At 64.9% G+C, this 13822-nt stretch carries 15 protein-coding genes; 5 read left to right on the forward strand and 10 right to left on the reverse strand.

The features are described 5' to 3' along the window. Nucleotides 1-50 precede the first annotated feature (50 nt). Nucleotides 51-473, forward strand: a complete 423-nt coding sequence (locus DM872_RS28425) for a UPF0158 family protein (protein ID WP_179062525.1) — start codon at nt 51-53, stop codon at nt 471-473. Nucleotides 474-851: 378 nt separating this feature from the next. Here the strand turns inward: DM872_RS28425 and DM872_RS28430 are convergent, their stop codons facing one another. The 5 genes from DM872_RS28430 to pip form a co-directional block, all read right to left on the reverse strand. Further along, nucleotides 852-1586: an amino acid ABC transporter ATP-binding protein gene (locus DM872_RS28430; protein WP_179062526.1), complete on the reverse strand. Its 735-nt coding sequence runs from the start codon at nt 1584-1586 to the stop codon at nt 852-854. Continuing rightward, nucleotides 1579-2541 carry an amino acid ABC transporter permease gene (locus DM872_RS28435; RefSeq protein ID WP_179062527.1) on the reverse strand — a complete coding sequence of 321 codons (963 nt, stop codon included), beginning with the start codon at nt 2539-2541 and terminating at the stop codon, nt 1579-1581. The genes DM872_RS28430 and DM872_RS28435 overlap by 8 nt, the downstream gene beginning before the upstream one ends. A gap of 93 nt (nt 2542-2634) precedes the next feature. Further along, nucleotides 2635-3426 carry a transporter substrate-binding domain-containing protein gene (locus DM872_RS28440; RefSeq protein ID WP_179062528.1) on the reverse strand — a complete coding sequence of 264 codons (792 nt, stop codon included), beginning with the start codon at nt 3424-3426 and terminating at the stop codon, nt 2635-2637. Nucleotides 3427-3628: 202 nt separating this feature from the next. Continuing rightward, nucleotides 3629-4066, reverse strand: a complete 438-nt coding sequence (gene dtd / locus DM872_RS28445) for a D-aminoacyl-tRNA deacylase (RefSeq protein ID WP_077524717.1) — start codon at nt 4064-4066, stop codon at nt 3629-3631. Continuing rightward, a complete protein-coding gene (gene pip, locus DM872_RS28450) occupies nt 4066-5040 on the reverse strand; it encodes a prolyl aminopeptidase (RefSeq protein ID WP_179062529.1) in 975 nt (324 codons plus the stop codon). Before pip ends, dtd begins: the two co-directional genes overlap by 1 nt. Nucleotides 5041-5133: 93 nt before the next feature. Between pip and DM872_RS28455 the strand changes: the two genes are divergently transcribed. The 4 genes from DM872_RS28455 to DM872_RS28470 all read left to right on the forward strand — a co-directional run bounded on the left by DM872_RS28455 (nt 5134) and on the right by DM872_RS28470 (nt 8525). Next, nucleotides 5134-5565: a hypothetical protein gene (locus DM872_RS28455; protein WP_179062530.1), complete on the forward strand. Its 432-nt coding sequence runs from the start codon at nt 5134-5136 to the stop codon at nt 5563-5565. Further along, nucleotides 5562-6035 carry an NUDIX domain-containing protein gene (locus DM872_RS28460; protein WP_179062531.1) on the forward strand — a complete coding sequence of 158 codons (474 nt, stop codon included), beginning with the start codon at nt 5562-5564 and terminating at the stop codon, nt 6033-6035. Before DM872_RS28455 ends, DM872_RS28460 begins: the two co-directional genes overlap by 4 nt. A gap of 102 nt (nt 6036-6137) precedes the next feature. After that, nucleotides 6138-7550, forward strand: a complete 1413-nt coding sequence (locus DM872_RS28465) for an NAD(P)/FAD-dependent oxidoreductase (protein WP_179062532.1) — start codon at nt 6138-6140, stop codon at nt 7548-7550. Between the two features lie 15 nt (nt 7551-7565). Further along, complete coding sequence (locus tag DM872_RS28470; RefSeq protein ID WP_179062533.1) at nt 7566-8525, forward strand: alpha/beta fold hydrolase; 960 nt, start codon at nt 7566-7568, stop codon at nt 8523-8525. A 36-nt stretch (nt 8526-8561) separates the two neighbouring features. Here DM872_RS28470 and hutG read toward each other — a convergent pair whose 3' ends face one another. From hutG to DM872_RS28495, 5 genes are read right to left on the reverse strand one after another with little or no spacing between them, the layout of a single operon-like run. Further along, nucleotides 8562-9365 carry an N-formylglutamate deformylase gene (gene hutG / locus DM872_RS28475; RefSeq protein ID WP_179062534.1) on the reverse strand — a complete coding sequence of 268 codons (804 nt, stop codon included), beginning with the start codon at nt 9363-9365 and terminating at the stop codon, nt 8562-8564. Beyond that, complete coding sequence (hutI, locus tag DM872_RS28480; protein WP_179062535.1) at nt 9358-10566, reverse strand: imidazolonepropionase; 1209 nt, start codon at nt 10564-10566, stop codon at nt 9358-9360. The genes hutG and hutI overlap by 8 nt, the downstream gene beginning before the upstream one ends. Continuing rightward, nucleotides 10563-12095, reverse strand: a complete 1533-nt coding sequence (locus tag DM872_RS28485) for an HAL/PAL/TAL family ammonia-lyase (protein ID WP_179062536.1) — start codon at nt 12093-12095, stop codon at nt 10563-10565. Before DM872_RS28485 ends, hutI begins: the two co-directional genes overlap by 4 nt. Before the next feature lie 11 nt (nt 12096-12106). Continuing rightward, nucleotides 12107-12937 carry a quaternary amine ABC transporter ATP-binding protein gene (locus DM872_RS28490; RefSeq protein ID WP_179062537.1) on the reverse strand — a complete coding sequence of 277 codons (831 nt, stop codon included), beginning with the start codon at nt 12935-12937 and terminating at the stop codon, nt 12107-12109. Continuing rightward, the gene (locus tag DM872_RS28495; RefSeq protein ID WP_179062538.1) at nt 12934-13785 is read right to left on the reverse strand and encodes an ABC transporter permease; all 852 of its coding nucleotides are present in this window, start codon (nt 13783-13785) and stop codon (nt 12934-12936) included. The genes DM872_RS28490 and DM872_RS28495 overlap by 4 nt, the downstream gene beginning before the upstream one ends. Nucleotides 13786-13822 lie beyond the last annotated feature (37 nt).

Below are 13822 nucleotides of genomic sequence, written 5' to 3' on the forward strand. Positions count from 1 at the left end.
GCGGCGCTGGCGTAGGCTGGCAACATCCTCTCCGCTATCGAGATTGAGCCATGCGCCCGCTGACCATCGACCTCGACCAACTCGCCTTCGCCCTCAACACCTTTGGACTCGACCACTACCTCGACCTGCTCAGCGGCAAGGTGTTGCTGATTCCCGAAGAAGACGCCGATCCCGAACTGGAAGCCCTGCTGCGCGAGGAGCCGGAGCGGTTCCTACTGGTGGAACCCCTCGGTCAGGCCGACGAACTGCGGCTGATGCAGGAGTTTCTCCATGAAGTGGTCCATCCCCACGCCTATTCCGCCCTGGAACAGGCCCTGGCAAGCCGCAAGCCGGCGCGCACGTTCCGCCACGTGCTGATGGAATACCCGGTGCTGCTGGAAGCCTGGCACCAGTTCGAAGCCGCACGACTGCGCGAGCTTGCTCAGGACTGGCTGGCGGAGAATGAGCTGCAACCGGCGACGCCGTTGCACTGAGCCCTTCCCATTGTGGGAGCGAATTTATTCGCGAAAGGTTGCAACGTAGGAGCTGGCTTGCCAGCGAATGGCCCCTTTTCGCTAGCAAGCTAGCTCCTACAGGCATAGCGAATTCATTCGCCAAGGGCCGCGCAGCGGCCCAAAGACTCCCGATCAGAACACCTGCCGCAGGAAGCTCTGCGCGCGCGGGCCCAGGGGCTTGTCGCGGAGAATGAGCTGCAACCGGCGACGCCGCTGCACTGAGCCCTAATTGGGTTCGGGATGGTCGTAGGTTGTGGCTGAGGTCACGAAGCCCAACATTGTGGACGCCGAGCTTGGCTTTGTTGGGCTTCGCTCCGCTCAGCCACAACCTACAAAAGGCCGGTTCCGCTGGCCTGATCAGAGCACCTGCCGCAGGAAACTCTGCGCGCGCGGGTCCTGGGGCTTGTCGAAGAACTGCGCCGGAGGCGCGTCTTCCAACAGCTTGCCGTGATCGAAGAACAGCACCCGGTCGGCCACTTCGCGGGCAAAGCCCATTTCGTGGGTCACGCAGACCATGGTCATGCCTTCCTGGGCGAGCTGCTTCATCACGTCCAGCACTTCGCCGACCATTTCCGGGTCGAGCGCCGAGGTGGGTTCGTCGAACAGCATCACCTTGGGCTCCATGCACAGGGCCCGGGCAATGGCGACGCGCTGCTGCTGGCCGCCGGACAGGCGCGAGGGGTACTCATTGGCCTTCTGCGCGATGCCGACCTTGGCCAGCAGCGCCTGGGCCTTGGCTTCGCGTTCGGCCTTGCCGCGCTTGCGCACGACCTTCTGGGCCAGGCAGAGGTTTTCCAGCACGGTCATGTGCGGGAACAGGTTGAAGTGCTGGAACACCATGCCCACTTCGCGGCGGTAGGCGTTCACGTCGGTCTTCGGGTTGGCGAGGTCGACGCCGTCGATGCTCACCGAACCGGAATCCAGCTCCTCCAGGCCGTTGAGGCAGCGCAGGAAGGTGGACTTGCCGGAGCCCGACGGGCCGATCACCACCACTACTTCGCCACGCTTCACCTGCGTGGTGACGTTATCCACAGCCCGCACCTCTTGGCCGCGAGCATCGAAGACTTTCACCAGGTTTCGGACTTCAATCACTTTTCCCGAGCCTCCGCTCCAGACGGCTGGCGATTTGCGACAGCGGCAGGTTGATGACGAGGTACAGCGCAGCGACGCAGAACCAGATTTCGAAGGTGGAGAAGGAGGTCGTGATTGCCTCGCGGCCGCTCTTGGTCAGTTCGGTGATGGCGATGACCGACACCAGCGACGTGTCCTTGACCAGGCTGATGAACTGCCCGGCCAGCGGCGGCAGCACGCGCTTGAACGCCTGCGGCAGGATTACGTGACGCATCGACTGGCCCGCGGTCAGGCCCAGGGAACGTGCCGCCTCGTTCTGGCCACGGGCGATGGACTGCACGCCGGCGCGGACGATTTCGCCCACGTAGGCGCCGGTGAACAGTGCCAGCGCCGCCACCCCGGCGAACTCGCGGGAGAGGTTCAACACCGTGCCGATGAAGAAGTAGAAGATGAAGATCTGCACCAGCAGCGGCGTACCGCGCACCAGCTCGACGTAAACGGTGGACAGGTCGCGCAGGGTGGGATTGCTGGATAGGCGGCAAAGGCCGGTGAACAGGCCGATCACCAAGCCGAAAGCGCCGGATACCACGGAAATCCACAAGGTGGTCCAGAGGCCCCAGAGCAGCGGTCCGGCGGCCCAATGACGGGTCACACCGATCTGGTCGCCTTCGGAAACTTCATCGCCCTGGCTCACCTGCAGGCTATCGCGAGCGACTTCCAGCACCTGTTCCTCACCGCCCTCGGCGGTCAAGGTCACGCGGGCATTGTCGCCGGCGTCGGCAATGGCGCTGACCGTGCCGTAATCGGCAGCGCGCTGACTTTCCTCCGCCTGGTAGGCGAAGTACTGGGGCACGCGATTCCAGCGCCATTCGTAGGAAATCAGTGAGGTGGAGTACCAGAGTCCCCAGCCCACCACGACCAGGATCAGACCGGTCAGGATGTGCCAGGGCCAGTTACGGCGATGTTTTCTAGTCACGGGAAATCTCGCTCATGGCGGGTAACAAAAGGCAGGCCCGGCCTTGTGGGCCGGGCCTGTCGCAACCAGCGCGGCCCGGAGGCCAGCGCAGGTTTATTCCATCTCTTTCAGCCAGTCGTTCTTCTTGAACCACTTGGTGTGGATGCGATCGTAGGTGCCGTCGTGGCGGATCTGGTTCAGCCAGTTGTTGACCCAGTTGATACTGTCGTAATCACCCTTCTTCAGGCCGTAGGCCAGGGGCTCGAAGGTGAAGGGCTCTTCCAGGAACACCAGCTTGCCCGCACCGGCCTTGTTCACCGCAACCACGTTGTACGGGGCGTCGTAGATGAAGGCGTCGGCCTTGCCGTTGACCACGTCCATCACCGCTTCCTGCTCGTTGTCGAAGCCGTGGTACTGGGCCTTGGAGATCAGCTTCTTGGCAACCATCTCGCCGGTGGTGCCGATCTTGGAGGTGATGCGGTACTTGGCATCGTTCAGGTCCTTGTAGGACTTGATCTCGCCTTGCAGCTCCTTGCGGATCAGCAGGGTCTGGCCGACCACGATGAAGGGCTCGGAGAAGTTGATGCGCAGGTTGCGCTCCTGGGTCAGGGTCATGCCGGAACCGATCATGTCGAACTTGTCGGTCAGCAGGGCCGGGATGATGCCGTCGTAGCTGGTGGACACCAGCTCAAGCTTCACGCCCATGGCCTTGGCCATGGCTTTGAGCAGGTCGACTTCGAAGCCGATGATCTCACCGCGCTTGTTGGTCATTTCGAAGGGCATGTAGGTCGGGTCCATGCCGACACGCAGGGTGCCGCGCTTGACTGCATCATCGACCATGCCAGCGTGGGCCAGGCCAGTCAGTGCGCTGGCGGCGAACAGCAGTGACGCGAGAAACTTTTTCATTCTTTCTCCTAATGGGGCGGCTCATTGAAAAACGTCAACAACGCAGTCGAGACGATGCCTCGGCCACACAGGTAGCGTTTCAAGAGCCTGCCAATGGGGCAGCTCGTTGTTGTTGTGCAGCCCACGAACGACGGGGCATGGCGCGCATCCTAAACCGCATCTTCGTGGATGGCGAGTCGCAGGAAGCAGATATCGGGCCAGCTCAGCTTTCGAGCAGGAAAGTGACCGGTCCGTCGTTGACCAGGTGCACCTGCATGTTGGCGCCGAAGCGGCCAGTGGCGACCTGTGGATGTTTGAGGCGGGCCTGCTCCACCAGATAATCGAACAGCTCCTCACCACGCGCCGGGGATGCTGCGGTGGAAAAGCTGGGGCGCAGGCCGCTCTTGGTATCGGCGGCCAGGGTGAACTGGGATACCAGCAACAGGCCGCCACCGACCGCGCCGAGGGACAGGTTCATCTTGCCCTCGGCATCGGCGAATACGCGGTAGTTGACCAGTTTGTGCAGCAGTTTGTCGGCGCTGGCCTCGGTGTCCTGGGGCTCGACGCCGACCAGCACCAGCAAGCCCTGGTCGATGGCCCCGACCACTTCACCTTCCACCTCGACGCGGGCGGCACTGACCCGTTGCAGCAGTGCCTTCATCAGGCGTCTTCCTCGGGCGGCATCTCCAGCAGGCGCCGCGCCATCTGGTTGGCGGCGCGTACCAGGGCGTCGGTGATGCCGGCCTCTGATGCAGCGTGGCCCGCATCCCGAACGATCTGCAGCTCGCTGTTCGGCCAGGCCTTGTGCAGCGCCCAGGCGTTATCCAGGGGGCAGATGACGTCATAGCGGCCGTGCACGATCACGCCCGGCAGATGCGCGATGCGCGGCATGTCGCGGAGCAGCTGATTGGGTTCGAGGAAGGCGTTGTTGACGAAGTAGTGGCATTCGATACGGGCGATGGAAAGGGCACGCATCGGCTCGCTGAAGCGCTCCACCACCGGTGCGCTCGGACGCAGTGTAGCGGTGCGGCCCTCCCAGGTGGACCAGGCCTTGGCGGCGTGCATCTGGGCAATCTGGTCAGGGCCGGTCAGGCGTTTGTAGAAGGCCTGCATCAGGTCGCCATGTTCCTCGGCCGGAATCGGCGCCAGGTAATCTTCCCAGTAGTCGGGGAACATGCGGCTGCAGCCTTCCTGGTAGAACCACTCGAAGTCCTGCGGACGGCACAGGAAGATGCCGCGCAGAATCAGGCCGAGGACGCGATCCGGATGCGCCTGGGCATAGGCCAGGGACAGGGTGGACCCCCAGGAGCCGCCGAACAGGACCCACTTGTCGATCCCGAGGTGCTGGCGAATGCGCTCGAGGTCCGCCACCAGGTCCCAGGTGGTGTTCTTTTCCAGGCTCGCATGGGGCGTCGAGCGGCCGCAGCCACGCTGGTCGAAGGTGACGATGCGGTACAGATTCGGATCGAAGAAGCGCCGGCTCAGGGCATCGCAGCCGGCTCCCGGCCCACCGTGGATGAACACCACCGGCAGCCCTTCCGGCGTGCCGCTCTCGTCCACGTAGAGCACGTGCGGCGCATCCACCGCCAGGTCGTGCCGGGCGTAGGGTTTTATCTCCGGATACAAAGTCTGCATTCTTGGCTCCCGAATCTGTGCGAAAGGTCGACTCCTGGGCGAGTCCGGCCTTTTAATCTGCCGGGCATCATAACGAGGAAAAAGGAGTTCAGCATGCTACTCAGGAAGTTCGCTCTGCCGACATTATGCGTTCTGGCAATCCTAGCCGGTTGTGGCCGGAACGACCCGGCAGCGGAGCTGGATGCGGCGGTGCAACAACTGCAGGACAACCTCGAAGCGAAGAAAACCGCTGCGGTGCTGGAGCAGTTGCACCCGCAGTTCATTGCCCAGCAACAGAACGACCGCGACTGGGCCAAGCGCACCATGACCCTGCTGTTCATGCGCCACAAGAATGTCAGCGTGCTCGCCCTCAGCAAGGCGAACAGCCTCGACCCGACCTACCGCGAGAAGGGCTACACGGACGCTCAGGTGGCCCTCACGGGTGCCGAGGGGCTGATTCCCGACAGCGCACGCCATTACGGAGTGAAGCTGGAATGGTGGCTGGACGACGGTGAGTGGAAGCTCGCCCGGATGGATTGGCAATGAGCGCTCCCCTCACCCATCGCATCCGCGCTGCCGGGCTGCTGGTACACGAGGGCCGCATCCTGCTGGTCAAGCACGTGGTCGGCGACGATACCTACTGGATTCCGCCGGGCGGAGGCTTCGAATCGGTCAGCGACGAATGCACGCGCGATACGGTGCGCCGTGAGTTCAGGGAAGAAACCAGCCTCGACGTCGACGTCGGCCCGCTGGTCTATGTTCGCGAATTCGCCGAACCGGCCATGGGGCGCTTCCATATGGAACTGTTCTACCGGATCGACGCCTGGCGCGGCGAACTCAGCCTGGCCAACCTGAACGGCCTGGGTGGCGACGAGTTCGAGATCCGGGAAGTGGGCTGGATCAGTCGTGAGGCGCTTGCCGCCCTGCCTTTCTACCCGGCCGAGTTGCTGGATGATGTGTGGGAGCGGGTGGCGGCCGACGAGGTGGTGATCCGTCACCTGGGGTTGCAGCGCTAGAGCCCCTGGCTATCGTCGCAATCAGCTCTTGATCTGGAGTGCCGGGTTCACGGGGCTAGCCTTGGGGTTTTGGGGGCTTCCACTTTCGCGAGGACAGTCGCCATGCGCCCGGACCTGTTGGAGACCGACTATCTGGTGATCGGCGCCGGCGCTGCGGCGATGGCCTTCGTCGACACCTTGCTCAGCGAATCCGACGCCACCGTGCTGATGGTGGACCGCCACGCCCAGCCCGGCGGCCACTGGAACGACGCCTACCCCTTCGTCCGGCTTCACCAGCCCTCGGCCTGCTACGGCGTGAATTCCCGTGAGTTGGGCAGTGGCAAGAAAGACAGCTCCGCGCTGGGGGAGAACCTCTACGAACTGGCCTCCGGCACGGAAATCCTCAGCTACTACGAGCAGGTGATGAACCAGCGGTTCCTGGCATCGGGGCGGGTGCGCTACTTCCCCATGTACGACTACGTCGGGGATCGTGCAGCGGACCATCGTTTCGTTTCCCTGCTTGGCGGCACTGAGTATCGCGTACAGGTACGGCGGAAACTGGTCGACGCCACCCATGCCCAGACCCAGGTGCCTGCCACTCATCCGCCGAAATACCGGGTGGCCGCCGGGGTAACCTGCGTGCCACCCAACGAGCTGCCACAGATTCGCCAGCCATATCCCGCCTACGTGGTGGTCGGCTCCGGCAAGACCGGCATCGATACCTGCCTGTGGCTGCTGCAGAACGGCGCGGCGCCGGGGGCCATCCACTGGATCATGCCCAGCGATCCCTGGCTGGTGGATCGCGCCACCCTGCAACCCGGCCTCGAATACTTCGAGCAGTGTGTGCGTGGCGTCACCGCGCAGTACGCGGCCCTTGGCGCCGCCACCTCGCTCGCAGACCTGTTCGACCGCCTTGAGCACTCGGGCCAGCTGCTGCGTATCGATCCTTCGGTCACGCCACGGGCCTATCGCGGCGCCACCGTCACCCAGAGCGAGCTGAGCGCCCTGCGCAGCATCGAACACAAGGTGCGGATGGGCCATGTCGAGGCGATCGAGCCAGGCAAGGTCCTGCTGGAAGGCGGCAGCGTCGAGGTTCCCGCCGGGACCCTGTTCATCGACTGCAGTGCCCGCGCCCTGGCCGGATGGAAAGTGGCGCAGGTGTTCGACGGGAACAGGATCAACCTGACCTTCGTCAGCAACAACCAGCCGGTGTTTTCAGCCGCCCTGATCGCCTATGTCGAATGCCACCTGGCAGACGACGCGGCGAAGAACGCCTGCTGCCAGCCGGTCCCAGTGCCACGGGTTGCGGAGGATTGGCTGAGGGTCTGGGCCGTCTACCTGGGCAACTTCCAGCGCTGGCGAGAAAACCAGGCCCTGACCCAATGGCTGTTCAGCTCCCGCCTGTTCCTGATGACCACCGTGGTACGTGACGTCCGGCCGGACGACAGCGAGCGCCATGCCCTGCTCCATGAACTGACCCTCGCCCGGCAGCAGGCAGCGGTGAACCTGCCCAGGCTGATGGCGCTGCTCGCCTGAGCAGAAGGCGTGAATATGGGCACCCCGACGCTGGAAACTCTCACCGTCAACGGCATCCGCATGCGCGTCGCGATGCAGGGCGAAGGGCCAATGGTGCTGCTGTGCCACGGTTTCCCGGAGCTGTGGTACGCCTGGCGGCACCAGCTCGATGCCCTCGCGGCGGCCGGCTTCAGGGTGGTCGCCCCGGACATGCGCGGCTACGGCGGAACCGACGCCCCGCAAGCCGTAGAGGCCTACTCCAGGCTGCACCTCGTCGGAGACATGGTGGACCTCGTGCGGGTGCTGGGGGAGCGCCAGGCGGTTATCGTCGGGCACGACTGGGGGGCCATGGTGGCCTGGGCCGCCGCCCTGCTGCGGCCGGACCTGTTTCGCGCGGTGATCGGCATGAGCGTGCCCTTCGCGCCACCCGACCCGACGGACATTCTCAAGGTGCTGGAGGACCGGGGCATTCATGATTACTACATGCAGTACTTCCAGGCCCCCGGCGTGGCGGAAGCCGAGCTGGAGCGGGATGTCAGCGCGACATTCCGCCGAATGCTCTTCTGCGGTTCCGGTGATTGGCAGGGCCTGCCGGCATTCGGCCGCCTGCAGCCCGGCCAGGGCTTCCTGGGCCACATGAAAGAGCCCGACGTGCTGCCGGCCTGGCTCACTGAAGACGACCTCGACTACTACGTGCAGGCGTTCCGGCGCAGCGGTTTTCGCGGCGGGCTGAACTGGTACCGGACCATGCGTCTCTCCAGCGAACTCATGGCACCGTGGCGCGGCGGCATCATCCGACAGCCGTCGCTGTTCATGGCAGGAACCCGGGACTCGGTGCTCGGTTTTCCGGTGATTCCCCAGTTGATCGCCGCGTTTCCGAAAACGCTGCCCGGACTGCGGGGGTGCCACCTGCTCAATGGGGCCGGGCACTGGGTTCAACAGGAGCGGGCGGAGGAAGTCAGCAGCCTGATGCTGGATTTCCTCCGCGCCCTTTGAGGCAACGACGGCACTCGCCGTTGCCTGTCAGGGAGGTCAGCGGCCGTAGCGCTGCTGCCCCCACGCCAGCATCGCCTGCAACAGCTTCTCCAGCACCGCCTGAGTCGGCACCGCGAGGTCCTCGCGGTAGTCGAAGGGCACCTGCTCATCCATGTAGGTGCACTGCGCGAGCTCCAGCTGCACGGCATGGATGTGCTGGTCGGGCTGGCCGTAGTGACGGGTGATGTGACCACCCTTGAAGCGGCCATTGAGCACGTGGCTGTAGTCCTGCGCATCTGCGCAAACCGCCACCAGGGCATCGGCCAGACCCGAATCGCAACTGGCGCCGGCGTTGGTGCCGAGGTTGAAGTCCGGTAGGCGGCCATCGAACAGGCGGGGGACAAAGGAGCGGATGGAGTGGGCGTCGAACAGCATGGCGTAGCCGAATTCGTCCTTCATCCGCGCCAGCTCATCGCTGATGGTCTGATGATAGGGCGTCCAGATGTCCGCCAGGTAGCGCGCCCGCTCCGCCGCCGAGGGCTCCTCGCCTTCGTGGTAGAGGGGGTCGCCATCGAACAGGGTCGACGGGTACAGGCCGGTGGTGGCGGTGGCATAGAGCGGCTTGTCGTCGGCCGGGCGATTGAGGTCGATGACGTAGCGCGAGTACTGCGCCGCCAGGGTGCTCGCCCCAAGTTCGCCGGCAAAATCGTAAAGGCGCGGGATGTGCCAGTCGGTGTCGGTGAGGTCCCAGCCGGCCTCCACCATCCCGGCTTCCACCGCCGGCGTCAGCAGGGTGCCGGGATGCGGCATGCTGATCAGCAACGGCACGTTGCCGCGGCTGAATGAGAGAACGTTATCCACAGTCGATCTCCTGTCCGTGTCGAATCACCCGCTTGGGCAGGTCGCCGCCCAGCCAATAGGCGAGTTCCGCCGGGCGCTGGATGTCCCAGGCGATGAAGTCGGCCACCTTGCCGTTCTCCAGGCTGCCATGGCTGTCGGCCAGGCCCAGGGCCTTCGCGGCGTGCAATGTGGCGCCGGCCAGCGCTTCCTCCGGGGTCAGGCGGAAGGAGGTGCAGGCCATGTTCAGCATCATCCGCAGTGACAGCGCCGGGGACGTACCGGGGTTGAGATCGGTCGACACCGCCATCGCCACGCCGTGCTTGCGCAGGGCATCGATGGGCGGCAGCTGGGTTTCCCGCAGCAGGAAGAAGGCGCCCGGTAGCAGCACGGCAACGGTGCCGGCCTCGGCCATGGCGATGGCGTCGTCCTCGGTCATGTATTCCAGGTGGTCCGCCGACAGCGCCTGATAGCGTGCGGCGAGGGCGGAACCATGCAGGGAGGACAACTGCTCGGCATGCAGTTTCACCGGCAAACCGAGCGTCTTCGCGACCTTGAAGATGCGTTCCACCTGGGCCGGAGAGAAGGCCAGGTGTTCGCAGAAGGCGTCCACCGCATCCACCAGCCCCTCATCGGCGAGCGCCGGCAGCATCTCGTTGCAGATATGGTCGATGTAATCATCGGCGCGGCCGGCGTACTCCGGCGGCAGGGCGTGGGCGGCCAGGCAGGTGGCGCGCACGGTGATCGGCAAGGTCTCGCCCAGGCGCCGCGCGACCCGCAGCATCTTGCGTTCGCTGGCCAGGTCCAGGCCGTAGCCGGACTTCACTTCCAGGGTGGTCACGCCATCGCGCAGCAACTGGCGGGCGCGGCGGGTGGCGCTCTCCAGCAGCTCGTCCTCGCTGGCCTCGCGGGTGGCGCGCACGGTGCTGGCAATACCGCCGCCCTGGGCGGCGATCTCGGCGTAGCTGACGCCTTCCAGACGCTGTTCGAACTCGCGGCTGCGGTCACCGCCGAACACCAGGTGCGTATGGCAGTCGACCAGTCCCGGGGTCAGCCAGGCGCCACCGAGATCGACTTCGACATCGTAGGGAATGGCGGGCAGTTCAGCGCGCGGGCCGATCCACTCGATGCGCCCGGCGTAGGTCAGCAGCACCGCGTCTTCGATGATCGAGTACTTGCCGCCTCGCATGGTGGCGGCGTGGCAGTTGTGCCAGAGGTGTTTCATTGCAGGCCTCCGGTGCGAACGGAAATCCCTTCCAGCGCGGCACCGTCGCGCAGCAGGTCGGTGGCACGGGCGATATCCGGTGCCAGCCAACGGTCCTGGTCATAAGCCGGCACCTGTTCGCGCAGGGTTTCCCACGCGGCCGATGTGCCGACACCGAAGCCCCTGGGCTTGTGGAACTCGAAAGCCTGGGCGGCAAACAGATATTCGATGGCAAGGATACGGCGGCAGTTCTCCACCGCCTTGCCCAGCTTGAGGGCGGCACTGGTGCCGAGGCTCAGGTGGTCTTCCTGCAAGCCGGAAGTGACGAAGTTATCCACAACGGCCGGCTGCGCCAGCTGGCGGTTCTCTCCGACCAGGGCGGCGGCGACGTACTGGGCGATCATCATTCCCGAGTTGACCCCGGGCTGGCTCACCAGGAAGGCTGGCAGGCCGCTGACCAGCGGGTTGACCAGGCGATCCAGACGGCGCTCGGCGATGCCGCCAAGCTCGGCCACGGCGATGGCCAGCAGGTCGGCTGCCATGGCCACCGATTCACCGTGGGGGTTGGCCTGGGAAACGATCTTGTAGCTGTCCGGGGTCCCCAGAAGCAGCGGGTTGTCGTTGGCCGATGCCAGTTCGGTATCCACCTGCTTCGCGGCGTGGGCCAGCTGATCACGGCAGGCGCCATGCACCTGCGGGATGGAGCGGATGCTCAATGCGTCCTGGGTACGGATGCCCTGGCTGGCGGCAATCACCTCACTACCGGCCAACAGAGCCAGCAGGTTGGCGCCCACCGCCTGCACGCCGGGGTACGGCTTGAGTGCGATGATGTCCGGGTCGAAAGCGGCGATCTGCCCGCGCAGGGCTTCAAAACTCATGGCGCCGATCACATCGGCCCAGCGCATCAGCCGCTCGGCGTCGTCCAGGGCGAGGCAGGTCAGGCCGGTCATACACGGCAGACCGTTGACCAGGCAGAGCCCGTCCTTGGCGCCCAGTTTCACGGGTTCGAGGCCCTCGGCGGCCAGCGCTTCGGCAGCGGATACCACGCGACCGCGATAGCTCACTTCGCCGACGCCGAGCAGGGCGATGCCGACGTGGGCCATGTGGGTGAGATAGCCCACCGACCCTTGGGACGGCACCTGCGGGGTGATGCCACGCGCCAGCAGCGCCAGCAGCGCTTCCACCACCTGCCGCTGCAGGCCGGAGCGGCCGTGGCTGTAGTTGGCGATGGCGCAGCAGATGATGGCGCGGGTCTGCTCGTCGGCCAGCGCGGGGCCAACACCGCAGGCGTGGCTGAGCAGGGTGTTGCGGGACATCGTGGCGAACTGCTCGGCGGTCAGCACGACCTCGCTGAGTGCGCCGAGACCGGTGCTGATCCCGTAGGCGCGCTCGCCCCGCTCGACGATGCGTTCGACGATGCCGCGGGCATTGTCGATGCGCGCCCAGGCCGACGGCGTCAACTCCAGGCGCGCGCCGTGGCGAGCCACGGCCACCACCTGGCGCCAGTTCAACGGCGAATCACCCAGCAGGACTTTCTCGGGTAACGACATTCAGCTGTTCCTTACAGATTGGCCACGCGGCGCTGGACGAAGCGATCGACGTAATCGTCGGCCGGCTGGTGGAGGATCTCTTTCGGCGTGCCGACCTGGATCAGTTGGCCGTCCTTGAGAATGGCGATGCGGTTGCCGATGCGCACGGCCTCGTCCAGGTCATGGGTGATGAAGACGATGGTTTTCTGCAGGGTCTTCTGCAGCTCCAGCAGTTGTTCCTGCATGTCGGCACGAATCAGCGGATCGAGGGCGCTGAAGGCTTCGTCCATGAGGATGATGTCGGTGTCCGAGGCCAGTGCACGGGCCAGGCCGACGCGCTGGCGCATGCCGCCGGAAAGCTGGTGCGGGAAGGACTTCTCGTAGCCCTTCAGGCCCACGGTGGTGATCCAGTGCTGGGCGCGCTCCAGGCAGTATTCCTTGGTCTCGCCGCGCACTTTGAGGCCGTAGGCGACGTTGTCGATCACCGACTTGTGCGGCAGCAGGCCGAAGCTCTGGAACACCATGCTGATCTTCTTGCGACGGAATTCGCGCAGCTCTTCCATGTCGTAGCGCAGGATGTCTTCGCCATCGACCAGGATCTGCCCGCTGGTGGGGTCGATCAGGCGATTGAAATGGCGCACCAGGGTGGATTTGCCGGAACCGGACAGGCCCATGATCACGAAGATCTCGCCCGCGCCGATGGACAGCGACAGGTCGTTGACCCCGACCACGCAGCCGGTGTTGGACAGCACGTCCGCCTTGCTCTTGCCCTGCTGGATCAGCGCCAGGGCTTCGTCGGCGCGCTGGCCGAAGATCTTGAATACGTTCTTGACGACGATCTTGCTCATGTTCTCGCCACTCATTTGCTGGCTGCGTGCCGCGAACGGCCGTAAGCCTGGGTGATGCGGTCGAAGACCACGGCCAGGATGACGATGGCCAGGCCCGCTTCGAGGCCCTTGCCGACGTTGAGGGTCTGGATGCCCACCAGGACGTCCTCGCCGAGACCACGGGCGCCGATCATGGAAGCGATCACCACCATCGACAGGGCCATCATGGTGGTCTGGTTGATGCCAGCCATGATGCTCGGCATCGCCAGCGGCAACTGCACGCCGAACAGCTGCTGCCAGCGGTTGGCGCCGAAGGCGTTGATGGCTTCCATCACCTCGCCGTCAACCTGGCGGATGCCGAGGTCGGTGAGGCGGATCAGCGGCGGCGCGGCGTAGATCACGGTGGCGAAGATGGCCGGCACCTTGCCCAGGCCGAAGAGCATCAGCACCGGGATCAGGTACACGAAGCTGGGCATGGTCTGCATGATGTCCAGCAGTGGCATCAGCACCGCACGCAAACGGTCGCTGCGGGCCGCAAGGATGCCCAGCGGAATGCCGATCAGCACCGAGATGAAAGTGGCCACCAGCATCAGTGCCACGGTCTGCATCAGTTTGTCCCAGAGCCCCACGGCGCCCACGAGGAACAGCAGGCCGGTGATCACCACCGTCGGCAGGATGCGCCGTGTGGCGTGCCAGGAAATCCCGGCGATCACAATCAACACCAGCCACCAGGGCGTGGCGCGGAGGATGCCTTCCAGATAGACGATGGCCCAGAGCAGGGTGTCGGAGATGTGGCGGAATACATCGCCGTAGTTGGTCACCAGGCTGTCTACCCAGCCATTGACCCAGTCAGCGATGGAGAAGGTGAAGCGTTCGGGGAACATAGCTCGCTCCGGTCAGGTGGTGAACCCGCTCCTCCGT

Origin of the sequence: Pseudomonas taiwanensis (assembly GCF_013393345.1) — a bacterium.
Lineage (GTDB): Bacteria > Pseudomonadota > Gammaproteobacteria > Pseudomonadales > Pseudomonadaceae > Metapseudomonas > Metapseudomonas resinovorans_C.

Bases quoted from the DNA above. Each gene is read 5' to 3' on its own strand.
- DM872_RS28425 (WP_179062525.1), top strand. From the start codon at position 51: ATGCGCCCGCTGACCATCGACCTCGACCAACTCGCCTTCGCCCTCAAC.
- DM872_RS28440 (WP_179062528.1), bottom strand. From the start codon at position 3,426: ATGAAAAAGTTTCTCGCGTCACTGCTGTTCGCCGCCAGCGCACTGACT.
- dtd (WP_077524717.1), bottom strand. From the start codon at position 4,066: ATGAAGGCACTGCTGCAACGGGTCAGTGCCGCCCGCGTCGAGGTGGAA.
- pip (WP_179062529.1), bottom strand. From the start codon at position 5,040: ATGCAGACTTTGTATCCGGAGATAAAACCCTACGCCCGGCACGACCTG.
- DM872_RS28455 (WP_179062530.1), top strand. From the start codon at position 5,134: ATGCTACTCAGGAAGTTCGCTCTGCCGACATTATGCGTTCTGGCAATC.
- DM872_RS28460 (WP_179062531.1), top strand. From the start codon at position 5,562: ATGAGCGCTCCCCTCACCCATCGCATCCGCGCTGCCGGGCTGCTGGTA.
- DM872_RS28465 (WP_179062532.1), top strand. From the start codon at position 6,138: ATGCGCCCGGACCTGTTGGAGACCGACTATCTGGTGATCGGCGCCGGC.
- DM872_RS28470 (WP_179062533.1), top strand. From the start codon at position 7,566: ATGGGCACCCCGACGCTGGAAACTCTCACCGTCAACGGCATCCGCATG.
- hutI (WP_179062535.1), bottom strand. From the start codon at position 10,566: ATGAAACACCTCTGGCACAACTGCCACGCCGCCACCATGCGAGGCGGC.
- DM872_RS28485 (WP_179062536.1), bottom strand. From the start codon at position 12,095: ATGTCGTTACCCGAGAAAGTCCTGCTGGGTGATTCGCCGTTGAACTGG.
- DM872_RS28490 (WP_179062537.1), bottom strand. From the start codon at position 12,937: ATGAGTGGCGAGAACATGAGCAAGATCGTCGTCAAGAACGTATTCAAG.
- DM872_RS28495 (WP_179062538.1), bottom strand. From the start codon at position 13,785: ATGTTCCCCGAACGCTTCACCTTCTCCATCGCTGACTGGGTCAATGGC.